20 protein-coding genes are annotated in these 23,526 nt (G+C 67.2%); 16 read left to right on the top strand and 4 right to left on the bottom strand.

Going from position 1 to position 23,526, the window contains the following annotated elements; translation table 11 throughout:
* Positions 1-28 precede the first annotated feature (28 nt).
* From PKE75_RS08655 to ureG, 14 genes are all read left to right on the top strand, one after another.
* Positions 29-979: a ring-cleaving dioxygenase gene (locus tag PKE75_RS08655; RefSeq protein WP_271168306.1), complete on the top strand. Its 951-nt coding sequence runs from the start codon at positions 29-31 to the stop codon at positions 977-979.
* 80 nt (positions 980-1,059) lie between these two features.
* Positions 1,060-1,680: an alpha/beta hydrolase gene (locus PKE75_RS08650; RefSeq protein WP_271168305.1), complete on the top strand. Its 621-nt coding sequence runs from the start codon at positions 1,060-1,062 to the stop codon at positions 1,678-1,680.
* Positions 1,681-1,791: 111 nt separating this feature from the next.
* The gene (locus PKE75_RS08645) at positions 1,792-3,168 is read left to right on the top strand and encodes a cytochrome P450 (protein ID WP_271168304.1); all 1,377 of its coding nucleotides are present in this window, start codon (positions 1,792-1,794) and stop codon (positions 3,166-3,168) included.
* Between the two features lie 195 nt (positions 3,169-3,363).
* Positions 3,364-4,656 carry an urea ABC transporter substrate-binding protein gene (gene urtA / locus PKE75_RS08640; protein WP_271168303.1) on the top strand — a complete coding sequence of 431 codons (1,293 nt, stop codon included), beginning with the start codon at positions 3,364-3,366 and terminating at the stop codon, positions 4,654-4,656.
* 70 nt (positions 4,657-4,726) lie between these two features.
* Positions 4,727-6,358 carry an urea ABC transporter permease subunit UrtB gene (gene urtB / locus PKE75_RS08635; RefSeq protein ID WP_271168302.1) on the top strand — a complete coding sequence of 544 codons (1,632 nt, stop codon included), beginning with the start codon at positions 4,727-4,729 and terminating at the stop codon, positions 6,356-6,358.
* A 79-nt stretch (positions 6,359-6,437) separates the two neighbouring features.
* Positions 6,438-7,592 carry an urea ABC transporter permease subunit UrtC gene (gene urtC, locus PKE75_RS08630; protein WP_271168301.1) on the top strand — a complete coding sequence of 385 codons (1,155 nt, stop codon included), beginning with the start codon at positions 6,438-6,440 and terminating at the stop codon, positions 7,590-7,592.
* 5 nt (positions 7,593-7,597) lie between these two features.
* Positions 7,598-8,356 carry an urea ABC transporter ATP-binding protein UrtD gene (urtD, locus tag PKE75_RS08625; protein ID WP_271168300.1) on the top strand — a complete coding sequence of 253 codons (759 nt, stop codon included), beginning with the start codon at positions 7,598-7,600 and terminating at the stop codon, positions 8,354-8,356.
* 139 nt (positions 8,357-8,495) lie between these two features.
* Positions 8,496-9,191 carry an urea ABC transporter ATP-binding subunit UrtE gene (urtE, locus tag PKE75_RS08620; protein WP_271168299.1) on the top strand — a complete coding sequence of 232 codons (696 nt, stop codon included), beginning with the start codon at positions 8,496-8,498 and terminating at the stop codon, positions 9,189-9,191.
* Positions 9,166-10,014, top strand: coding sequence for an urease accessory protein UreD (locus tag PKE75_RS08615; RefSeq protein WP_271168298.1), 849 nt, complete (start codon positions 9,166-9,168; stop codon positions 10,012-10,014). Before urtE ends, PKE75_RS08615 begins: the two co-directional genes overlap by 26 nt.
* Before the next feature lie 6 nt (positions 10,015-10,020).
* The gene (locus PKE75_RS08610) at positions 10,021-10,641 is read left to right on the top strand and encodes an urease subunit gamma (RefSeq protein ID WP_271168297.1); all 621 of its coding nucleotides are present in this window, start codon (positions 10,021-10,023) and stop codon (positions 10,639-10,641) included.
* 436 nt (positions 10,642-11,077) lie between these two features.
* A complete protein-coding gene (gene ureC / locus PKE75_RS08605) occupies positions 11,078-12,790 on the top strand; it encodes an urease subunit alpha (RefSeq protein WP_271168296.1) in 1,713 nt (570 codons plus the stop codon).
* A 101-nt stretch (positions 12,791-12,891) separates the two neighbouring features.
* Positions 12,892-13,956 carry an urease accessory protein UreE gene (locus PKE75_RS08600; RefSeq protein WP_271168295.1) on the top strand — a complete coding sequence of 355 codons (1,065 nt, stop codon included), beginning with the start codon at positions 12,892-12,894 and terminating at the stop codon, positions 13,954-13,956.
* A gap of 111 nt (positions 13,957-14,067) precedes the next feature.
* Positions 14,068-14,784 carry an urease accessory protein UreF gene (locus PKE75_RS08595; RefSeq protein WP_271168294.1) on the top strand — a complete coding sequence of 239 codons (717 nt, stop codon included), beginning with the start codon at positions 14,068-14,070 and terminating at the stop codon, positions 14,782-14,784.
* Entirely contained in the window at positions 14,781-15,395 is a 615-nt protein-coding gene (gene ureG, locus PKE75_RS08590; RefSeq protein WP_271168293.1) for an urease accessory protein UreG, read from the top strand. Before PKE75_RS08595 ends, ureG begins: the two co-directional genes overlap by 4 nt.
* Before the next feature lie 16 nt (positions 15,396-15,411).
* Here the strand turns inward: ureG and PKE75_RS08585 are convergent, their stop codons facing one another.
* Complete coding sequence (locus PKE75_RS08585) at positions 15,412-15,828, bottom strand: Ros/MucR family transcriptional regulator (protein ID WP_271168292.1); 417 nt, start codon at positions 15,826-15,828, stop codon at positions 15,412-15,414.
* Between the two features lie 337 nt (positions 15,829-16,165).
* On the opposite strand from PKE75_RS08585, the gene PKE75_RS08580 reads away from it, so the two are divergent.
* Entirely contained in the window at positions 16,166-18,298 is a 2,133-nt protein-coding gene (locus PKE75_RS08580; RefSeq protein ID WP_271168291.1) for a S9 family peptidase, read from the top strand.
* 25 nt (positions 18,299-18,323) lie between these two features.
* Here PKE75_RS08580 and PKE75_RS08575 read toward each other — a convergent pair whose 3' ends face one another.
* Positions 18,324-19,607: a hypothetical protein gene (locus tag PKE75_RS08575; RefSeq protein ID WP_271168290.1), complete on the bottom strand. Its 1,284-nt coding sequence runs from the start codon at positions 19,605-19,607 to the stop codon at positions 18,324-18,326.
* Positions 19,608-19,809: 202 nt separating this feature from the next.
* Between PKE75_RS08575 and PKE75_RS08570 the strand changes: the two genes are divergently transcribed.
* Entirely contained in the window at positions 19,810-20,406 is a 597-nt protein-coding gene (locus PKE75_RS08570; RefSeq protein ID WP_271168289.1) for a superoxide dismutase, read from the top strand.
* A gap of 376 nt (positions 20,407-20,782) precedes the next feature.
* On the opposite strand, the gene PKE75_RS08565 is transcribed toward PKE75_RS08570, so the two are convergent.
* Both PKE75_RS08565 and PKE75_RS08560 read right to left on the bottom strand, forming a co-directional pair.
* Complete coding sequence (locus PKE75_RS08565) at positions 20,783-21,634, bottom strand: transporter (RefSeq protein ID WP_271168288.1); 852 nt, start codon at positions 21,632-21,634, stop codon at positions 20,783-20,785.
* Between the two features lie 377 nt (positions 21,635-22,011).
* Positions 22,012-23,379 carry a TIGR03808 family TAT-translocated repetitive protein gene (locus tag PKE75_RS08560; protein WP_271168287.1) on the bottom strand — a complete coding sequence of 456 codons (1,368 nt, stop codon included), beginning with the start codon at positions 23,377-23,379 and terminating at the stop codon, positions 22,012-22,014.
* Between the last annotated feature and the right edge of the window lie 147 nt (positions 23,380-23,526).

Genomic DNA, 23,526 nt, shown 5'->3' with positions numbered 1-23,526 from the left:
GCGCAAACGAAGATCGGGAGCAGCCATCATGGCCTACCACGGCGTCCACCACGTCACGGCGATCGCGGGCTCGGCGCGCGGCAATCTGGATTTCTACACCCGCGTGCTCGGCATGCGGATGGTCAAGAAGACGGTCAACTTCGACGACCCGGGCACGTATCACTTCTATTACGGCGATGAAGCCGGCCAGCCGGGCGCAATCCTCACCTTCTTCCCCTGGGCGGATGTCGCGCCGGGACGGGTCGGCGTCGGCGAGACGTCCGAGACGGCGTTTCGCGTGCCGGCAGCTTCGCTCGGCTTCTGGACGCACCGCTTCGTTGCGGAAGGCGTTCGTCACGAGGCCCCGGAGACGCGCTTCGGCGAAACGGTAATCCCGTTCCGCGACCCCGACGGCATGCGCCTCGTTCTCGTCGCCGTTCCGGGCGCTGAAGCCGAGGCCGGCTGGAGCGGCGGCGACGTTCCGTCCGAGCACGCCATCCGTGGCTTCCACGGCGTCACGCTGATGCTCGACAAGGCGGAGCCGACGGCGGCGATCCTCACCGACGTCCTCGGCTTCGCCGAGACGGCCCGCGAGGGTTCGATAATCCGCCTGCAGGCCGGCGACACGCCGATCGGCGGCGTCGTCGATCTTCGCGCGGTCGGCGGCTTCCTGCCGGGACGTCCGGGCGGCGGCTCGGTGCACCACGTGGCCTTCCGCGCGAGCGACGACGCGGCGCAGGCCGAGATGGTCCGCAAGCTTGGCCAGAACCACGGCGTACGCGCCACGGAACAGAAGGACCGCGACTATTTCCGGTCGGTCTACTTCCGCGAACCCGGCGGCGTGCTGTTCGAAATCGCGACCGATAGTCCGGGCTTTGCGGTCGACGAAGCGCCGGAAAGCCTCGGCCAAGCGCTGAAGCTGCCGAAGTTCTTGGAGCCGCACCGAGAGCGGATCGAGGCGACGCTGCCCGACATCTCGCCGGAAAAGGCGAACGCCTGAACAAGTTCCAACGGGCGGACACGGTTGTCCGCCCGCTTTCCTTTCCCGAGATCGCGCCCCGCAGCGCGGAAAGGTCGGTCATGGCCGTCGTTCACGCTCTTTCGCATGCGCATCGCTTCGTCCCCGCGACGGGGCGGGATTCTCCGCCTCTGCTTCTGCTTCACGGCACGGGCGGAGACGAGAACGACCTGCTGCCGCTGGGCGCCGCGCTCGCGCCGGGGGCCGCCCTTCTGTCGCCGCGCGGCGGCGTGCTGGAGAACGGCATGCCGCGCTTCTTCCGGCGGCTCGCCGAAGGGGTGTTCGACGAGGACGACGTCCGCCTGCAGGCGAACCGCCTCGCAGACTTCGTCGAGGACGCCCGCGAGGCCTACGGAATCGCGGCGCCGGTGGCGGTCGGCTTCTCGAACGGCGCGAACATCGCGGCGGCGACCTTGCTGCTGAGGCCGCGGGCGCTCAGCGGCACCGTGCTGCTCCGGGCGATGTCGCCGCTCAAGGCGCCGCCGCCCGCGCGGCTCGACGGAACGCGGGTCCTGATGCTCTCGGGCGCCTTCGATCCGATCGTCCCGGCGGCCGACGTCGGCGGTCTCGCCGCGACGTTGAAAGCGGACGGCGCCGTCGTCGACCATCAGACGCTGCCTGCCGCCCATGGGCTGACGCAAGCCGACGTGCAGATCGCGAAGGCGTGGCTTTCGGCCTTGTGAGCGCCGCCATGGCGCCCAACTTCGCTGCGCAGAGATGATCCTCAACCGGGCGACGGGAGTCCGTCCGGATGTCCGCCGCTACGGCGCTGCAGTGAAGAGCGAGCCCGGATCATGACCGACTTCGCCATGGACGCCCCGGCTTTCATCCGTCCCGCCGCGCCGTGGCCACGGAGGAGAACGCCATCCCTTCTCACCGCGCTCCGGCTGCTGCGCGACAACCCGATCACCGCCTTTGCGGCCGTCGCCTATGACGCGCCGTCCCTCGAAATCGGCCGGGGACGCAAGCGCGTGACGCTCGTCAACGATCCCGCCGACATCGAGCAGGTGCTCGTCAGGAACGCCGAAAGATACGCCAAGAGCGACCAGCAGCAGCGGCGGCTCAAGCCCGCGTTGAAGGACGGCCTGCTGACGGCGGAAGGCGACGAGTGGCGGAGCGCCCGCCGGGTCGCTGCGCCGCTGTTCAGTCCTCGCGCGATCGCGGCGCTCTCCTCCGACATGCGCTTCGCCGCCGACGCTATGGCCCGGCGCTGGCTGGAACGCGCTGACGACACGCCGCTCGACCTCTCCGCCGAGTTTCAGCGCCTGACCTACGAGATCGTATCGCGCACGGTCTTCTCCGGCGCCCTCGACGAGGACCGCGTCCGCATCCACGCCAGCATGGCGATCTATTTCGACACCCTCGGCCGCATCGACGTCGCGTCGGTGCTCGGCCTGCCGAAGTGGTGGCCGAGCCTTTCGGCGGTCCGGGCCAGGCCGTCGCTTCGCGTGTTCCGCGGCGTCGTCGACCGGGTGGTGCGAGAGCGTTCGGCGGCTCCCGGACGTGAGGCCGCAGACCTGCTCGACCGGCTGATGCGCGCGCCCGATCCGGTCACCGGGCGCACGCTGCCGACGCACGCGGTTGCGGACAACGTCCTGACCTTCCTCTCCGCCGGTCATGAGACGACGGGCAATGCGCTCGCCTGGATCTTGTATCTGCTCGCGCTGTTTCCCGAAGCCGAGGCGCGGATTCGCGAGGAGCTTGAAGGTCTTTCCGGCGCGACGCCGGACCGCGAGGCGATCGAGCGGCTCACATTCTCGCGAGCCGTCGTCAACGAGGCCATGCGGCTCTATCCGCCTGCCCCGTTCATCGGCCGTGAGGCCCTCGAGGCCGACGAGCTTTCAGGTCAGCGCATCGCCAGAGGCGACGAGGTCGTGATCTCGCCGTGGATCGTCCACCGCAGGCGGGCGCTGTGGGACGAGCCGGACCAGTTCCGCCCGGAGCGTTTCCTGCCGGGCGCGCCGGAAATCCCGCGCGGAGCGTTCATTCCGTTCGGACTTGGGCCGCGCATCTGCATCGGACAGGGGTTTGCGCTGCAGGAGATTCTGATCGTGCTCGCCCGCATACTCCCGGCCTTCCGCTTCACGCTGGCGGCGCCGGAGAAGGTGTTCCCACAGGCGCGCATCACGCTTCAACCGGCCGGCCTGTGGATGACCGTTCGTCCGACTTGAGCGCCGAGAGACTGCGCTACCCGCCCAAATTTTAGGCAACAAGCGGGCGTCCGCATCCCGCCTTCGGCGCCGCGCAGGATCTGCCGCCTGCATCCCCCAGGTTTTGTTCCGCGCCTCCTGCAATCCTTCGACTGGCATTCCGCTTGCGAGACCGGGCCTGTCCGAAACATTCGGGACGGATCGACGGAGATCGATATGCGCAGGTTTTTCGGGGGAGTAATCGCGGCCGGAGCGCTGGCGGCGGCCGCGCTGTTCGGCGGATCACCGGTTTTGGCGGCGGACGACACGATCAAGGTCGGCGTCCTGCATTCGCTTTCCGGCACCATGGCCATCAGCGAGACCACGCTGAAGGACGCCATGCTGATGCTCATCGACGAGCAGAACAAAAAGGGCGGCCTGCTCGGCAAGAAGCTGGAGCCGGTGGTGGTCGACCCCGCTTCGAACTGGCCGCTGTTCGCCGAAAAGGCCAAGGAGCTGATCGCGCAGGACAAGGTCGTCGTGGTGTTCGGCTGCTGGACCTCGGTGTCCCGCAAGTCCGTGCTGCCGGTGTTCAAGGAGCTCAACTCGATCCTGTTCTATCCTGTCCAGTACGAGGGCGAGGAGAGCGAGAGGAACGTGTTCTACACCGGCGCGGCGCCGAACCAGCAGGCGATCCCCGCCGTCGACTACCTGATGAAGGAAGAAGGCGTGAAGCGCTGGGTGCTCGCCGGCACCGATTACGTCTATCCGCGCACGACCAACAAAATCCTCGAGGCCTACCTCAAGAGCAAGGGCGTCGCGGACGAAGACATCATGATCAACTACACCCCGTTCGGTCATTCCGACTGGCAGACGATCGTCTCCGACATCAAGAAGTTCGGTTCGACCGGCAAGAAGACGGCGGTGGTCTCGACCATCAACGGCGACGCCAACGTGCCGTTCTACAAGGAGCTCGGCAATCAGGGGGTGAAGGCGACCGACATTCCCGTCATCGCCTTCTCCGTCGGCGAAGAGGAGCTCGCGGGCATCGACACCGCCCCGCTGATCGGGCATCTCGCGGCGTGGAACTACTTCATGTCGGTCGACACGCCTGAGAACAAGGCGTTCATCGAGAAGTGGCAGGCCTTCACCAAGAACCCGAAGCGCGTGACCAACGACCCGATGGAGGCCCACTACATCGGCTTCAACATGTGGGTGAAGGCGGTCGAGAAGGCGGGCACCACCGACGCCGACAAGGTGATCGACGCGCTTCCCGGCATCGAGCAGGCCAACCTCACCGGCGGCGTCTCCAAGATGCTGCCGAACCACCACATCACCAAGCCCGTGCTGATCGGAGAGATCAAGGACGACGGCCAGTTCGACGTCGTGTCCAGGACCGACGATCTCGTGCCGGGCGACGCCTGGTCGGATTTCCTGCCCGGCTCGAAGGACCTCGAGGCCGACTGGGTGACGCTGAAGTGCGGCAACTACAACACCAAGACGAAGAAGTGCGGCGGTCAGGGCACCTGATCCTCCTGGCGTCGAAGAGGCGTCCGGCCTGAGTCCGGACGCCTCCAGTCAGCGTTCGATCGGGGAGCCGATGCCGTTCACGTTCATTGTCTCGAAGGCGCTCCGGTTCGTTCTGACCCTCGCGTTCCTCGTCTTCGGCGCAATCGCGGCGTCGCCCGCGCGCGCCGATGCGGTGGACGACGCGCTCGCCGGCTTCACGACCGATAAATACGACGACACCGATAAGGCGATCCAGGGGGTCATCCTGTCAGGCGCCGCCATGGGCGGGGCGATCTTCGACGCCCTCGGCGCCGGTCGCCTGGTCTTCGATCCCCAGAGCAAGACCGTTCTCTACAAAGACGCCTCCGGGGCCCTGAAGCTCGCCAAGACCGGAGAGCCCGCGCCCGCCGAACTCGCGGGCAAACCCCTCAAGACGGTGCGCCTCAACAACCGGCTGCGTCGCGCGGTGGAGGCCGCCTCCGGCGCCTTCGAGCTGCGTTCGCCCGACCGCGCCAAGCGGATCGGCGCGGCGAAGGCGATCTTCAAGACGCGCGAACCGACCGCGCTGCCCTCCATCGAGGCTGCGCTCGCCGCCGAGAGCGACCCGAAGGTCAAGGAGATCCTGACCCAAGCGCGCGCCGCCATCGTGGTCGGAAAGGCCGACGCGCCCGAAGCGGATCGCGCCGCCGCCGCCGCGACAGTCGCGGCCGTAGGCGACGCCGACGCGCTCGCCGCGCTCACGAACCTCCCGGCGGATTCGCCGCCCGCGGTCTCGGCGGCGGCCGCCGCCGGCGTCGCCGCGATCGAGCGCTGGCAGTCGGTCGCGAACGTCGTCCAGAACCTCGTTTACGGCCTCTCGCTCGGCTCGGTCCTGCTGCTCGCCGCCATCGGGCTCGCCATCACCTTCGGCGTGATGGGCGTCATCAACATGGCCCATGGCGAGATGGTGATGATCGGGGCTTACGCGACATTCCTGACTCAGGCCTTCATCGCGGACCACGTTCCGGCGCTGAACCACGCGTCGCTCGTCATCGCGATCCCGGTCGCCTTCCTCGTCGCAGGCGGCGTCGGCGTGCTGATCGAGCGGACCGTGATCCGCTTCCTCTACGGACGACCGCTCGAGACGCTGCTGGCGACCTGGGGCGTCAGCCTCATCCTCCAGCAACTGGTGCGCACGCTGTTCGGCCCGTCGAACCGCGAGGTCTCGACGCCGGAATGGCTTCAGGGTTCGGTCGAGATTCTCGGCGTCTCGCTGACCTGGAACCGGATCGCGATCATCCTGTTCGCGCTCGCCGTATTCGCCGCGCTCCAGCTGCTGCTCCGGCGCACCAGCCTCGGCCTGCAGGTGCGCGCAGTCACCCAGAACCGCCGCATGGCGGGCTCGATGGGCATCCGCACCGCGCGGGTCGACGCGCTGACCTTCGGCCTGGGCTCGGGCGTCGCCGGCATCGCGGGGGTGGCGCTGAGCCAGATCGACAATGTCAGCCCGAACCTCGGGCAGAGCTACATCATCGACAGCTTCCTCGTCGTGGTGTTCGGCGGCGTCGGCAACCTCTACGGCACGCTTGTGGGCGCCATGTCGATCGGCGTCGCGAACAAGCTGCTGGAGCCGTGGGCCGGCGCCGTGCTCGGCAAGATCGTCCTGCTCGTCGCGATCATCCTGTTCATCCAGAAGAGGCCGCGAGGCCTGTTCGCGCTCAAGGGCCGGGCGGTGGAGGCATGAGCAGGATCCGGAACCAGCGCCGCCTTCCTGATCCCTCCTCGCGGCGGCGGGGAGGGATCAGAACCGCGGGGTCCTGCCCATGAGCCGGTATCGCTTCCTCGACGGGGCCGGCCTGCTCTTCCTCGCCGTGGTGCTCTCCATGGCCGTGCTGATCCCCGCGTCGAACCTGCTGCTCCCGCCCGACTCCGCCCTGCATGTGCCGGACTACCTGGTGCCGCTCCTCGGCAAATACCTCGCCTTCGCGATGCTCGCGCTCGCGCTCGACCTCGTATGGGGCTACTGCGGCATCCTCTCGCTCGGGCACGGCGCGTTCTTCGCGCTCGGCGGCTATGCGATGGGCATGTATCTGATGCGCCAGATCGGCTCGCGCGGCGTTTACGGCAACCCGATCCTGCCCGACTTCATGGTGTTCCTGAACTGGCAGGAGCTGCCATGGTTCTGGCTCGGCTTCGACCATTTCTGGTTCGCCACCATGATGGCGGTCGCCGTCCCCGGCCTGCTCGCCTTCTGCTTCGGCTGGCTCGCCTTCCGCTCACGCGTGACGGGCGTCTACCTCTCGATCATCACGCAGGCCATGACCTTCGCGCTGATGCTCGCCTTCTTCCGCAACGACATGGGGTTCGGCGGCAACAACGGCCTCACCGACTTCAAGGAGATCCTCAGCTTCTCGGTGCAGGCGCAATCGACGCGCGCGGCGCTGTTCGCCGCCACGGCGCTGGCTCTCGCGGGCTCCTACCTGCTCTGCCGCTGGGTGGTGACTTCGAAGCTCGGCAAGGTTGTCGTCGCGATCCGCGACGCGGAGAGCCGCACGCGCTTCCTCGGCTACAGGGTCGAGAACTACAAGCTCACGGTCTTCACGCTCTCGGCCATGCTGGCGGGCGTCGCCGGCGCGCTCTACGTGCCGCAGGTCGGCATCATCAACCCGTCTGAGTTCACGCCCGCGAACTCGATCGAGGCGGTGATCTGGGTCGCCGTCGGCGGCCGCGGCACGCTGGTCGGCGCGGCGCTCGGGGCCTTCGCGGTCAACGCCGGCAAGACCTGGTTCACGGGCGTGCTGCCGTCGCTGTGGCTGTTCGCGCTCGGCGGCCTGTTCGTCGCGACGACGCTGCTCATTCCCAAGGGCATCGTGGGCGCGGCGTCGGACCTGCTCGGGATCCGCCGCAAGAGCGATCTGCCCGCCGGCCCGAGCGCCCTCGCGTCCGGCGCCCCCGCCGAACCGACGCCAGCGGAGTGACGCGGATGACGATCGGCGGCCCGGTCACCAACGCCCTGCTCTACCTGAACAACGTCTCGGTCGCCTTCGACGGCTTCCGGGCGCTGAACGGGCTGTCGCTTTCGATCGACCACGCCGAGATGCGCGCGATCATTGGGCCCAACGGCGCCGGCAAGACCACCATGATGGACGTGATCACCGGCAAGACCCGGCCGGACGCGGGCGAAGCCCTGTTCGAGGCCACCCACGACCTGACCAGACTCGACGAGGCCGCGATCGCCCAGCTTGGCGTCGGCCGCAAGTTCCAGACCCCCACTGTCTTCGACATGCACACGGTCGAGGACAACATCCTGCTCGCGCTGAAAACCGACCGGCGACCGTTCCCCGTGCTGTTCTCCCGCCGCACGCGGCAGGAGAAGGAGCGCATCGACGCCCTTCTCGAGCGCGTTCGCCTCACCGGCTCGCGCGATCGACTGGCCAGCGAGCTGAGCCACGGGCAGAAGCAGTGGCTTGAGATCGGCATGCTGCTCGCGCAGGAGCCGAAGCTGCTGCTGGTCGACGAGCCCGCCGCCGGCATGACCGACCAGGAGACCGCCGACACCGCAGACCTGTTGCGCGAGATCGCCAAGACCCGCTCGGTCGTGGTGGTCGAGCACGACATGGTGTTCGTGCGCGACCTCGGCGTGAAGGTCACCTGCCTGCACGAAGGGTCGGTGCTCGCCGAAGGCTCGCTCGACGCGGTGTCGTCGAACGAGCGCGTCATCGAAGTGTATCTCGGGCGGTGAGGATGCATCTACGCCTTCAGACCCTGGCGTCGTCCTCCGGCTTGACCGGAGGACCCATCTCGCGCGTCGCGCGCGAGGAAGCAGTGGATGGTCCGGTCAAGCCGTACCATGACGAGCTTCATCCCCTGAGGGCGCCCGCATGCTGAACGTCGAGGACGTCTCGCTCTATTACGGCTCGGCGCGCGCGCTGAAGGGCGTGTCGGTCACCGCCGCGCCGGGCGAAGTGACCTGTGTGCTCGGCCGCAACGGCGTCGGCAAGACGTCGCTGCTGCGCGCCATCGTGGGCCACCGGCCGATCTCCGGCGGCTCGATCAGCCTCAACGGCGCCTCGCTCGCGGGCCTGAGGCCTTATGAGCGCGCGGCGCTCGGGATCGGCTATGTGCCGCAGGGCCGCGAGATCTTTCCGCTGCTCACCGTGCGCGAGAACCTCGAGACCGGCTTCGCGCCGCTGAAGCGCGGCGAGCGGACGATCCCGGACGACATCTTCGAGCTGTTTCCCGTGCTGAAGTCGATGATGCACCGGCGCGGCGGCGACCTTTCCGGCGGCCAGCAGCAGCAGCTCGCGATCGGCCGGGCGCTGGTGACGCGGCCGAAGCTGCTGGTGCTCGACGAGCCGACCGAGGGCATCCAGCCCTCCATCATCAAGGACATCGGCCGCGCCATCCGCTACTTGCGCAGCAAGGGAACGATGGCCATCGTGCTGGTCGAACAGTACTTTGATTTCGCGCAGGAGCTCGCCGACCGCTTCATCGTGATGGAGCGCGGCGAGGTGATCGAGAGCGGCGACGCCAAGGCGCTCGAAGGGAACGATGTACGCCAGCGACTCGCCTTCTGAGATACTGGGCGGCGTCCCCGCCCCGCCCCGCCAGCGCTCGGAAGGCTCGATCGCGCTGCGCGTGGAGACCTCCGGCGGCGGTTCGCGCGTGACCCGCCTTGCCGAAGGCGGCGCCTCGCGCATCCGCATCCCCCGCGCCGAGCACGGCCTCGACGCCGTAATGCTGAACGTCGCGGGCGGCCTCGCCTGCGGCGACCGCATGACGGTCTCGGTCGAGGCCGGCCCGGACTCCGCGGTCGCCCTCTCCACCCCCGGCGCCGAGCGCGTCTATCGCTCCGACGGCGCGACGACCCATGTCGAGACGAGGCTTTCCGTCGAGGCCGGCGCGACGCTCGGCTGGCTGCCGCAGGAGACGATTCTGTTCGACCGCTCGCGCCTGTCCCGCCGGCTCGACGCCGACGTCGCCTCCGACGGCCGGTTGCTCGTCTACGAGGCGCTGGTGTTCGGGCGCGTCGCCCGCGGAGAGACGGTCGAGGGCGGCATGCTGGACGACCGCTGGCGCGTGCGCCGCGGCGGCGGGCTGGTCTTCGCCGAGACGCTGAGCTTCGTCGGCCCGATCCGCGAGATTCTGGCGAAGCGCACGGTCGCCGCGGGCTCCGTAGCGCTCGCCACCCTGCTCTATGTCGCGCCGGACGCGGAAGCCCGGCTCGCCGCGGTCCGCGAGGCGCTGGAGCATCACGCTGTCGAAGCCGGCGCCAGCGCCTGGAACGGCATGCTCGTCCTGCGCCTGCTGAGCCCGTTCGGCGAACGCCTGCGCGACGCCGCCCACGCCGTTCTGCCATTGCTGCTCGCCCGCCCCCTCCCCCGCGTCTGGTCCTGCTGAGGCTTCATGAATCTCACCCCCCGCGAAAAGGACAAGCTGCTGGTCGCGATGGCCGCGATCGTCGCGCGCAACCGGCTGGAGCGCGGCGTGAAGCTGAACCATCCGGAAGCGATCGCGCTGATCACCGACTTCGTCGTCGAGGGCGCCCGCGACGGCCGCACGGTCGCGGACCTGATGTCCGCCGGCGCCCATGTGCTGACCGCGTCCCAGGTGATGGACGGCGTGCCGGAGATGATCCACGACATTCAGGTCGAGGCGACCTTCCCGGACGGGACGAAGCTCGTCACCGTCCATCACCCGATCCGCGGCGAGGCTTCCGAATTGTCGGCCGGCGAGGTCATCGCCGCGCCGGGCGACATCGAACTCAACGCCGGCGCCAAGACCGTCACCGTCTCGGTCGCGAACACCGGCGACCGGCCGATCCAGGTCGGCAGCCACTACCACTTCTTCGAGACCAACCCCGCGCTCGATTTCGACCGCGCCGCCGCCCGCGGCATGCGCCTCGACATCGCCTCCGGGACGGCGATCCGCTTCGAACCCGGCGCCACGCGGACGGTGACGCTCGTGCCGTTCTCCGGAGCGCGGAAGGTCTATGGGTTTCGCCAGGACGTCATGGGTGAGCTTTAAGATGACTCATCCCTTAGAAGTCGAAGAATATAAGTTCTGCAAACAGCTTATACTCGAAGACATAAAATGGATGGATCAGCTTGAGATATACGTTATTGGCGCGATTTCCGCCGTATATATTTTTATAATAACGCAAGCCGCTGCCGGGCTTATACCTTACCTATCGTTTATCCCACTTGCGTTAGCGGGCGCTGGGGCTATTAGGACCTCGGCTATAGATAGCACAATTGGCGTCTTGAACAATTACATAGCAGAGATCGAGGCCAGGAACGTCGAAATTCTCGGTTACACATCTTACTATCGACTTCATAGATCTGCGATCATGAAAACTTCAAGGTTGATCGTGTGGCTGGGCTTGATTATTGGAACGTTACTATTTTTTCTCGTGATTCTTTGTCACGGGCCTTTTTGGCCCATTAAATCTGGGGTCGCCTAAATGCCCGCAAAAATCTCCCGCTCGGCCTACGCCGACATGTTCGGCCCGACGACAGGCGACCGCATCCGGCTCGCCGACACCACGCTGATCATCGAGGTCGAGCGCGACTTCACCACCTATGGCGAGGAGGTGAAGTTCGGCGGCGGCAAAACGATCCGCGACGGCATGGGCCAGAGCCAGGCCACGCGGGCGCAAGGGGCGGTCGACACCGTCATCACCAACGCGGTGGTGCTCGACCATTCCGGCGTCTTCAAATGCGACATCGGCATCCGCGACGGGCGCATCGTGAAGTTGGGCAAGGCCGGCAACCCGGACGTCCAGCCGGGCGTTGACATCGTGGTCGGCCCCGGCACGGAGGTGATCGCCGGCGAAGGCAAGATCATCACCGCCGGCGGCTTCGACAGCCACATCCACTTCATCTGCCCGCAGCAGATCGAGGAGGCGCTGGCGTCCGGCGTCACCTCGATGCTCGGCGGCGGCACGGGGCCGGCGACCGGCACCAACGCGACCACCTGCACGCCGGGGCCCTGGCATCTCGCCCGGATGATCGAGGCGGCCGACGCGTTCCCGATGAACCTCGGCTTCGCCGGCAAGGGCAACGCCTCGCTGCCTGCCGGGCTCGAGGAGCAGGTCCGCGGCGGCGCCTGCGCGCTCAAGCTGCACGAGGACTGGGGCACGACGCCCGCCGCGATCGACTGCTGCCTCACCGTCGCCGACGAACTCGACGTACAGGTGATGATCCACTCAGACACGTTGAACGAGAGCGGCTACGTCGAGGACACGATCGCGGCCTTCAAGGGCCGCACAATCCACGCCTTCCACACCGAAGGCGCCGGCGGCGGCCACGCGCCGGACATCATGAAGGTGGCGGGGCTCGCCAACGTGCTGCCGTCATCGACCAACCCGACGCGGCCCTACACCAAGAACACCATCGACGAGCATCTCGACATGCTGATGGTTTGCCATCACCTCGATCCGTCGATCCCGGAGGACCTCGCCTTCGCCGAGAGCCGCATCCGGAAAGAGACGATCGCAGCCGAAGACATGCTGCACGACCTCGGCGCGCTTTCGATGATGTCCTCCGACAGCCAGGCGATGGGCCGCGTCGGCGAGGTCGTCATCCGCACCTGGCAGACCGCGGACAAGATGAAGCGCCAGCGCGGCGCCCTGCCCGGCGAGACCGGAAACAACGACAATCTTCGCGCCCGCCGCTACATCGCGAAATACACGGTCAACCCCGCGATCGCGCACGGCGTCTCGCGGCACGTCGGCTCGGTCGAGGCCGGCAAGCTCGCCGACCTCGTGGTGTGGACGCCGGCCTTCTTCGGCGTGAAGCCGGACCTCGTCATCAAGGGCGGCGTGATCGCGATGGCGGCGATGGGCGACCCCAACGCCTCGATCCCGACGCCGCAGCCCGTGCATTATCGCCCGATGTTCGGCGCCTTCGGCCCGGCGCCGCTGGCGAATTCGCTGACCTTCGTGTCCAAGGCCGCGATCGAGGATGGGCTGCCGGACAGGATCCGATCCGCCAAGCCGATGGTCGCGGTCGAGAACGTCCGCGGCGGCATCGGCAAGAAGTCGATGATCCTGAACGACGCCACCCCCGTCATCGAGATCGACGCCGAGACCTACGACGTCCGCGCCGACGGCGAGCTGCTGATCTGCGAGCCCGCAGACGTGCTGCCGATGGCGCAGCGGTACTTTATGTTTTGAGCATGCCTCACTTCATAACGCCCCCTGTCCCCGACAGCATTCGCGAATTAAGAGCAACCGGATTTAAGAACATCTATGAATGGAAAATTGGACAACGAAACTTGTTCGGGACGGAGAGCCTCTGCGGCGATTGGAACGGCGACCTTCTCATTGTCGCTGAGCATTTTGCACCTGATCACGTCATTGATGACCGCCTAGCCGCTGGCAAGGCAGATCCCTACAGCCATGATCCTACATTCTTCACTAATCAACGTATTGCCGAGCTTCTTACAAAGAACAATCGCATTGCACGCATAGATGGTAGTAGCAATACGACCTGTGGGGCGCTCTACATTAGCGCATGTTTCTTCCTAAGGGTCGGCGTAGGCGCATCAACGAGATTGCCTCGAGGCTGGAAAAAAGGATCTCATCAGGTTTTTGATTTCGTTCTTTCCTATATGCCGAATCTCAAAAAAATTGCCTGCCTTGGTCAGCTATCATTTAATTTTGTTCTAGATCGATATTCTTTATCTACAGATTGGAAGACAACAAGAGATTCAAGAAATGCAATTAAGATAAATGATAATAATCTAGGTCGGAATTTTTCTATTTACGCACACAGCCATCCGGGCGTTTTAGGTACAAACATGCGCCTGCCGAAGGCAAGTAAAGAAGATAGAATTGCTGCTATAAATGAAGATTGGCGCGTAATGTTGCAGCTTAAATCAGTATCGACAGCACGTGCCACATCCATCCTCCGCCGCCCCGCGGTAAAAACTGCCACCGTCGCCGACGCCATCACGCTCGACCATGAGGCGCGCGGGCGGCGGCGTCTCGCGATGACGGCCGACGGCGGCCTCGACTTCCTGCTCGATCTCCCCCGCCCCGCGAACCTCAACGACGGCGACGCGCTGCAGCTCGAGGACGGGCGGCTGGTTCTCGTCCGCGCGGCCGAGGAGGAGCTCGTCGAGGTCACTGCCGCGACCCCGCTCCGTCTCGCCAAGATCGCCTGGCACCTCGGCAACCGCCACACGCCGGCGGAGGTGACCGACGAAGCGATCTACGTCGCGCCCGATCACGTGCTGGTCGAGATGGTCCGCGGCCTCGGCGGCGCGACGCGGGTCGTGAGGCGCCCGTTCCAGCCGGAGACAGGGGCGTATAGCGGCCACGATCATGCGCATGAGTGAAGCCGACGACCGGCTGAGGCGGTCGTTCCGGGCTTGTCCCGGAACCCATTTCCGCGACGGCCGACGCGACCTTGCGCCCGGCGCGGAAATGGATGCCGGGACAAGCCCGGCATGACGGCGGAGCATGCGGAGACGCGTTCGGCGCACGGACCCGCGGCCGCCGTAACCACCCTCCTCGCCTGGCTGTCGCCCGCCTTCCCCGTCGGCGGCTACGCCTACAGCCACAGCCTCGAACAGGCGGTGGAGGACGGCGACGTCAGGGACGAAGCGACGCTGGAGATCTGGCTGACCGACGCCCTCTCCCTCGGCCTCGGCCGCAACGACGCCATCCTGCTGCAGGTCGCGCATCGGGCGGCCGCGGCCGAGGATTTCGGAATGCTGGCCGAAGCCAACGAACTCGCGCTCGCCTTCGCGCCCACGCGGGAACTGCACCTCGAGACCAGCCAGCAGGGCCGCAGCTTCCTCGACGCCGTGCTCGCGGCGTGGCCGAACGAGCGGTTGCTGGCGGTCGGGAAAAGGCTTGGCGGCGAGGTCGCCTACCCCGTCGCGGTCGGCGCGGCAGCCGCCTGCCACGGCGTGCCGCCGGAGACGGCGGCCTCCGCCTACCTCGTCGCGCTCACTCAGGCGCTGGTCTCCGCGGGGGTGCGCCTGGCGCCGATCGGCCAGACATCCGGCGCGAAGATCGTCGGGCGGATCGCGCCGCTCGCGAACCGGCTTGCGGCGGCCGCCGCGCACGCCACGCTCGACGATCTCGCCAACGCCACCTTCCGGCTCGACCTCGGCTCCGCCCGGCACGAGACCCAGTACACGAGGCTTTTCCGCTCATGACCTCCTCTAACGGACCTCTCAGGATCGGCGTCGGCGGCCCGGTCGGCTCCGGCAAGACCGCGCTGATGGAGGCGCTCTGCCGCGCCTTCCGCGACTCTTACGAGATCTGCGCGATCACGAACGACATCTACACCAAGGAGGACGCGCGCATCCTGGTCGAGGCCGGCGCCTTGGCGGAAGACCGCATCATGGGAGTCGAGACCGGCGGCTGCCCGCACACCGCGATCCGCGAGGACGCCTCGATCAACCTCGCGGCGGTGGCCGAGATGAGTCGGCGCTTCCCGAAGCTCGACCTCATCCTGATCGAGTCCGGCGGCGATAACCTCGCGGCGACCTTCTCGCCGGAGCTCGCCGACATCACGATCTACGTCATCGACGTCGCCGGCGGCGAGAAGATCCCGCGCAAAGGGGGTCCCGGCATCACCCGCTCCGACATGCTGGTGGTGAACAAAACCGACCTCGCGCCGATGGTGGGGGCCGACCTCGCGGTGATGGAGGCCGACACCATCCGGATGCGCAAGGGCGCGCCTTACGTGTTCGCGAGCGTGCGGAACGGGATTGGCGTGGACCCCATCGTGGCGTTCATCGAGAAAGCCGGTGGGCTCGCTTGAAACGACGACGCGCTGGTCAGGCGCGCTTGCTGCGCTGCTGGCCGAGTCCCATCTTCTTCGCGAGCTCGGAACGCGCCGCCGCATAGTTCGGCGCGACCATCGGATAGTCCGGCGGCAGACCCCACTTCTCGCGATAGTCTTCCGGCGACATGTTGTACTGGGTGCGGAGGTGGCGCTTGAGGGACTTGAACTTCTTGCCGTCCTCGAGACAGACGACGTAGTCGGGCGTGATCGACTTCTTGGGCGGCACCGCGGGCTTCAACGCTTCGGTCGCAGGCGCCGCTGCCCCGGAAGAAACCCGCGTCAGCGCGAGGTGGACTTCGTTGATCAGCACCGGCAGATCGGCCACCGAAACAGAATTGTTGCTGACGTAAGCAGACACGATGTCGGCTGCGAGTTCGACGTAGTTCGAGGAAAGCGCGTCGTCGCTCATGAAATCTGGTTCCGTAAATGTGTTGGGGGCTGACCGACCTCGAAGGTATAAGCCCACCCGTCGGTCATATCACTGCATCATTGGACAGCTTATCACGCCGTTACAGCGTTCATCGCTCGAAGCGAACCATCATGCTCGCTAGATAGACAATCCTCGACTGCGGCGCAAGTTCTTGTCCGATCTTTCCTGCAGCTTTGTTTGACGAGGTCAGTGATGACTGGCCATAAAACCGCCGCATCATCGCATAACCGATGACTGCGCAAGTCGCTCTCCGGTTCGCGGCCGGATCTCCCGTCGATTTCCCCGACGCGCCCCATCGCATGAGGACTCATCCGCCATGTCCGGACCCGAGACGGCGACGCCAACCGTCGCTTCTCCGCCCCGCGCCGAGCGCCGGCCGACGAGCCGCGTCGTTCATGGCCAGTCGCTCGAAGATCCCTACGCCTGGCTGCGTGCGGATAATTGGCGCGAGGCGATCCGCGATCCTTCGCTGCTGCCGACCGACATTCGCGCCCACCTGGAAGCTGAGAACGCCTACGCCGCCGCGCTGCTCAGTCCGCTCGACGGGCTGAAGACACGGCTGGTGGCAGAGATGCGCGGGCGTATCAAGGAGGACGATTCCGGCGCGCCGGTCGTCGAGGGTCCGTTCGCATACGCTGTGCGTCACCGCGCCGGCGGCCAGCATCCGCTGGTCGTCCGCACGCCGATAGGAGGCGGCGAGGAGACCATCCTGCTCGACGGCGACGCGCTGGCCGAAGGCCACGCCTATTTCCAGCTCGGGTCGTGGCGCGTTTCGCCCGACCATGCGTTGCTCGCCTGGAGCGCGGACGACAAGGGATCCGAGTTCCGCACGATCAGCGTCAAGGACGTCGCGACGGGCGAAGCCCTCTCCGATGTCGTGCCGGACACGACGGGCGCCGCCGTCTGGGCCGCGGACTGCGGTAGCTTCTGGTATGTCCGCCTCGACGAACAGCATCGCGCGCTGGAGGTCTACCGTCACCTGCTCGGCACGACTCCGGACGCGGACATGCTCGTATTCAAGGAGGACGATCCCGGCTGGTTCGTCGGCGTCGAGGAGACCCGATCCGGGACATATTGCGTGATCACGGTCTCCGACCACGACACGACCGAGGCGCACCTGATCGAGCGCGCAGATCCCGTTGCGGCCCCGCGCGTCGTCTGGCCGCGGGAGGCCGGCGTCCGCTACGAGCTCGACCACCATCCTGCGCTCGACGGACGGTCCAGCCTGATCCTGCGGACGAACGCCGACGGCGCGGTCGACTTCAAGCTGGTCGCGGTCGACTCGGACAACCCGGCCGGACCCCAGCGCGAGATCGCGCCTTACGCGCCCGGGGTCTACATGCTCGACCACGCGGTGACGGCTCGTCATCTCGTGCGGCTCGAGCGCGTCAATGCGCTGCCGCGGATCGTGGTGCGGGCGCTGGCGGACGGCGAGGAGCACCGGATCTCGTTCGGCGAGGCGGCCTACTCGCTCGGCGTCGAGTCCGGCCGAGAATTCGACACCGATCTCACGCGTTTCTCCTACTCCTCGCCTTCGACACCCTCCGAAGTCTGGGACTACGACATGGCGAGCCGTGACCGGACCCTACGCAAGCGCCAGGAGATTCCGTCCGGCCACGACCCCGCAGCCTATGTCGTGCGGCGCCTCGAGGCCCGCGCGCCGGACGGCGCGTCCGTTCCGATCACCGTCATCCATAAGAGCGGACTGCCGCTCGACGGCTCCGCGCCCTGCCTGCTCTACGGTTACGGCGCCTATGGCGTCGCGCTGCCCGCGAGCTTCTCGGGAGGACGGCTGTCGCTGGTCGATCGCGGCTTCGTCTACGCCATCGCCCATGTTCGGGGCGGCGCCGAGAAGGGCTGGGGCTGGTACCTGGACGGCAAGCTCGCCCACAAGACCAACACCTTCACCGACTTCGCGGCGTGCGCGGACCAGCTGATCGCCGACGGCTTCACCAGCGCCGGCCGGATCGTCGCCCATGGCGGCTCCGCGGGCGGCATGCTGATGGGCGCGGTCGCGAACCTCCGGCCGGAGCTGTTCGCCGGAATCATCGCCGACGTTCCCTTCGTCGACGTGCTGACGACGATGCTCGACGACACATTGCCGCTGACGCCGCCGGAATGGCCGGAATGGGGCGACCCGATCCGCGACGAGGGCGCCTTCAACCGCATCCTCGGCTACAGCCCGGTCGACAATGTGAAACCCCGGCCCTACCCCGCAATCCTCGCGCTCGCGGGCCTCACCGACCCGCGCGTGACCTATTGGGAGCCGGCGAAATGGGTGGCCCGGCTGCGCGAAGCGACCACGTCGGAGAAGCCGATCGCCCTCAAGACCAACATGGACGCAGGCCACGGCGGCGCGGCGGGGCGGTTCGACCGGCTCGAGGAGGTCGGCCTGTCCTACGCCTTCGCGCTGAAGGCTGTCGGACACCCAGACGCAGCGACGGACTGAAAGCCGACTCCGCCAAGCGTCGGCTTCACCGACCGGTGGCAGCCGGATCGCGTCCGCCTTCGAGCTCCGCGATCGCGGCGTCGAGCGCCTCGTTTTCGTCGAAGCTCTGGTCGGGGGACGCCGGCTCGTCGGCCCCCGCCGCCCTAAAGCGTGGGGCGTCCATCCGCTCGCCCTCCGCAGGGCCGTCCTCTGGCGTCGTTCGGCCGTCGATGTCAGCGGCCTCGGCGAAATCGGGTCGGGACGGATCGGGCGGCGCGCCGTCCTTTCCGCGGGCGCCGAGCACCGTCGCGCGCAACGCCTCCACGGTCGGGAAACGCCTGACGCCGTGAGCGGACTGCGCCTCGACGGACCCATCCTGGAAAAACCGATACGTCACGCCGTTCAGTTCGCCCTCGCGGATGACGATGCGGGACGGCTCCTCGGCTTCGGCAGCCGGCGGGACGGGCGTCGTCGGCGCCTCGACAACAGGTTCGCTCTTTGCACGGGCCTCCCTCCGCGCCCGGGCGCGGACCAGCCAGTCGGGCGGCGGCGTTTTTGCAGGCGGCGAGACGTCATCCTCCCGCGCGGCGACTGAAGGCTCCGGCCCGGCGGAGGCCTCCGGAGCCGAGTCGGCCACGCCCTCCGTGGCGGCCTCGACAACGGGCGGCTCGACCGGCGCCGCCTCGACGTCCTCGACGGCAGCAACCTCGGACGGCTGCGTCCCAGGCGACGGCTCTGCTGGCGGCGGGGTGACCTCGGGTCGGGCGACTTCCGCCGGCGGCGCCTCGGGCCGCTGGACTGCAAAGCCCGAAAATTTCGGCGCGACGACGATCGGTCCCTCGAACGCCTGTTCGTCGCGGGCTTCCGAAGGCTCAGCCTTCGGCGCGCGGCGCGGGCGGGCGACCACCACCGGGGGCCGTTGGGGGCGTGCGGCGGCGACGTCGAGCTTGACGTCCGGCGCGGCGGGCTTCGGCTCGGGCGCAGTTTCCGGCGTATCGGCCGGGAGCGTCGGCGCCGGAGGCAACCTCGGCTCGGCGCGCCGCTTCGGCTCCGGCGCGGCGGGCGCTTCGGCAGGACCAGACGGCGCGGCCGGGGCCGACGTCGGCCGGACCGATGGTTCGCCGGGCGCTGAGCGTCCTTCCGCAGCTGACGAAATCGTCCGTCCCAGACGGGCGACCGCCCCCGCCACCGCGCCGAGCCCGATCGCGATCACCCCCGCGCCGGCGAGCGTCGTCGCGATGTCGAGCGTCGCGAAAGCGTCGCCCTTCAGGAGCATCACACCGCTCCAGGCGAGGAGGCCAGCGCCGAGAACATAAAGGACGACGGGCATTGGCGTGGCGTCTCGCTGTTTGGGACTGAACAGGTTTCTTGACCGGACAGGCGTTAGCAGGAGATGAAGCGATGCGGCCCTGGCCGCGGCGTTGTCACGTCGGGCCCAGGGCCTATCTACCGCCTGCGAACCGTCGGTGCAGCGGGTTCGCCTCGCGGCCTGCGTAACGCCGGACCCCATTCATTGTCCCGGAGATATTTCGATGGCCTTCCAACTGCCCGAACTCCCTTATGCCTATGACGCGCTGCAGCCGTATATGTCCAAGGAGACCTTGGAGTTCCATCACGACAAGCACCACAACGCCTATGTCGAGACGGGCAATAAGCTGCTCGCCGGTTCAGGGCTCGAGGGCAAGTCGCTCGAGGAGATCGTGAAGGAGTCCTACGGCAAGAACGCGCCGCTCTTCAACAACGCCGGCCAGCACTTCAACCATCTCCATTTCTGGAACTGGATGAAGCCGAACGGCGGCGGGGCGATCCCCGGCGCGCTGGAGGCCAAGATCACCGAGGATCTCGGCGGCGTCGACAAGTTCAAGGAGGACTTCATCGAGGCGGGCAAAGGCCAGTTCGGCTCCGGCTGGGCCTGGCTCGCGCTCAAGGACGGCAAGCTCGCGGTGATGAAGACGCCGAACGGCGAGAACCCGCTGGTTCACGGCGCGACCCCGCTGCTCGGCGTCGATGTCTGGGAGCATTCCTACTATATCGACTACCGCAACCGTCGCCCCGACTATCTCAAGGCGTTCATCGAAAATCTCGTGAACTGGGAATATGTTGAAAAGCTGTTCTCAGAAGCGAAGTGAACTCGACTGATCCGGAGTGAACCACGAACGGGGCCGCAAGGCCCCGTTTTCGTTTCTGGCTCGAGGACCGGAGCGGTCGCGGCTCGATCTGACCAGCGCTGCGGACAAGCAAGACCGTGACAGGGTCGGATCGCCCCCGTCACCCCCGGGCGACCAACTCGTCTTCGGGCTGCGCCAGATCGGAGGGCTCTGCGCTGAGCGGCGGCTGCTGGGGACGGCGCAGCATGAGGGCGTGGTTCGATCGCAAACGGTGACGCCCCGGGCGGAACAGACCGCTCGGAACACGCCGCCGCTCGCCGCACAAACGAAAACGGGGGCGCTTGGCGCCCCCGTTCCGTCAGATCGATCCGATTGGACCGTCCGGTGTTCCGTCGTCTCAGTACTTGGTGACGAGCGGAGCGGCGGCCGGGGTCGGGGTCCACAGCGGGATGATGATGCGCGACCAGAAGCGGGTGTCCTTGCCGCCCATGTTGCGCTGGTAGACATCGCGCGTCACGAAGGCCTGGAGGATGACGGGGCCGAAGTTGTAGCCGACGAGCGGGCCGAGGGCGAACTGCTTCTGCTTGCCGCCGTAGCCGGTCGGGAGGTCATACTGCGTCGAGCCGAAGCCGACCGCGCCGACTTCCCACTTGCCGAAGGTCTTCGTCGCCGTCAGGTCGAGGTTGAAGCCGTTCGGGGTCGAGTTGAAGGGCGAGTACTTCGAGGTGTCGAAGGTGATGCCCCAGAGCAGGTTCGCCGTCAGGTTCCAGCCGTCGCCGGTGTAGCTGACCGCGAAGTCCTGACGCCAGGTCGTGGCCGGGACGCGGATGCCCTTGTCGCCGGCGTTGAAGTAGAAGCCGGAGAGGTAGCTGGCGCCGAAGCCGCCGCCCAGATCCCACGCGAAGCGAACCGCCGCGAACGGGTTGTAGAGGCCGTAGTCGCTGGTGCCGGCGTCGGAATGGATCATCGGCAGCGCGCCGAGCACCTGGAAGTTGGCGCCGAGGATGGTCCAAGGGGTCGACCAGGCGAGCACCGGAATGTCGACGAGGAGCTTGGCGTCGGTGCCGGGGAGCTTGCGAACGCCCCAGTCGAGCGTGTTCACGAAATACACGCCTTCCGGCAGCGGGGCGCCGGCGGCGAGGCCGGCGGTCTCGCCCGGCTGCGCGGTTGCGCCGGCGAAAGCCGCGGTCGTCGTGGCGCCGAGCATGAATGCGCCGGCTGCTGCAATTTTAATCGTCTTATTCAGCATGTTGCCTTTTCCTCCGATCGGCGCCCTGCTGGGAACGCCGCCTATCCGAGCACGATGTCGTTTTCGCCATGCGGTCCGGTTTCTTGACGTGCCGGTGCGAAATCTGTCGGAAACTGAACCGATGGCTCAACAAGCGCCCCCGACTCGGCGCCGCTGACTGCAGAGGACATTTTTCCCGCGCTGATTGCTATGGCAAAGAAGGCGGGAACTGACTGTTCCGGACGCACTGTCGCCAAAATGTCGCAGCGCTGAAAGGGCCAAATCGCGGCGTTTTCCGGGCGAGGCGAAACAACCCTTGGCGCCTCCTCTTTGTGCAAATTATAAGTGCTTCAAAGAGTTGGCCGGGCCCGTGCCGACGAAGGCGACGGCTTCGTTTGCTACCTGAGCGTGTTTTGGGACACGGTCAGACCGGGTAGGCCGCCAGACCCTCCGACGGCGAGATCCGGCGTCGAGACCTGGTCCCAGCGGTATCCCAAAACCCCTCCGCGCCGCGATCCGGTCACCGTGTTGCCGACGATCGTCGCCGGCCCCACGCCTTCGACGACCGACACGCTGATTCCCACGTCGCAGCCGCGGACCACGTTTCCGGAAATCGTGACGTCGCGGAGGTACGGCCCCCAGCCGGCGGTGATCCCGACGGTCGCCGCGTTCTCGACGACGTTGCCGGTGACCGCGACGTCCGCCTCGACCCCGATCCCCTGACCATAGCTTTCGCCGGGCCCATCGAGTTTCCTGCGCCGGAACAGATTGCGGACCACGTTGCCGACGACGGTCCCGAGCCTGCCGCCCTCGTTGAAGTTCGCGACCGCGATCCCGCTCGCCGCGCCGTCGACGAGGTTTCCGGAGATCACCGCGCCAGAGAAGCCGAACTCCGCATAGAGGCAGGTCTCGCCGCTATCGAGACACAGATTATCTGAGATGATGACGTCGTCGGCCTGGTGCGCGCGGACCGCCGTGAAAGCCGACCGCCGGATCGCGTTGCCAGAGACCACGACCCCGGCCGCCTTTGAGATATTGATCGCGTTGCCGTTCCAGCCGAGCCCGCCGTCGAGCGCGCCGGTGTCCTCGATGCGGTTGCGCGAGACCATCGAGCTCTCGTCGCCCTTGTCGGTGCGCCGGATCAGGATTCCATTGTTGCGGCAGCCGAGGATCACGCAGTCGGTGACCGAGACGCCCTTGCCGTCCATCGAGAACAGCGCGGACTGGCGCGCGTTCTCGAAGCGCGAATTGCGAACCGTTCCGCCGGAGCGGCTCATCACCACCGCGCTCGCGCCTGCCCCGACGATCGTGACCTCGTCCAGCGTCAGCGCGGCGACGTCCTGAACCTCGATCACGCCCGCGCGTTCGTCGCCGGGGATGTTGGCGCCGTCGAGCGTGATGCCGCGCAGGGCGATCCGGCGTGCGCCCCTGGCGCTGAGCAGCGCGCCGCTCCCGGAGAGCTCGAGCCGCGTCGCATCGGGAACGCCCATCAGCACGGCGCCGTCCGGCATCGTCACGTTCGCCACGCGGTAGACGCCCGGACCGAGAGCGAGCGGCCGACGTTCCCGGGCTGAGCGTTCAAGCGCGCGGGCGAGCGCTCTGCTCTGGTCGGCGTCGCCAGGCTTCACTCCGAGCGCGGCCCCGTCGAGCGCCCCGACGATCCCCTGCGCCCAGGCCGGAGCCACCGCCAACGCCGCGAAGGAAGCCGTCGCCGCCATGAAACGTCGGCGGGAGACCGCCCTCAGATCCTCGATCTCGTCCTGCACCGCATGGTCCCCAACGCCAGCCGCAGTCTATCGTCGGCGGAGGGCGGCGGCGGAAACATTTGCGTAGGTGGCCGGGCGGCCGCGCAATCCGGACGCAGCGCGGCCGAAGGCCCGATCGCGGTTCCGTCCGGCGCCGTCATGTCCTAA

It is taken from the genome of Hansschlegelia plantiphila (assembly GCF_027922265.1).
GTDB lineage: Bacteria > Pseudomonadota > Alphaproteobacteria > Rhizobiales > Methylopilaceae > Methylopila > Methylopila plantiphila.
Note: the sequence above shows the minus strand (reverse complement) of the source record. Positions and strands in the feature narration are given on the sequence as shown.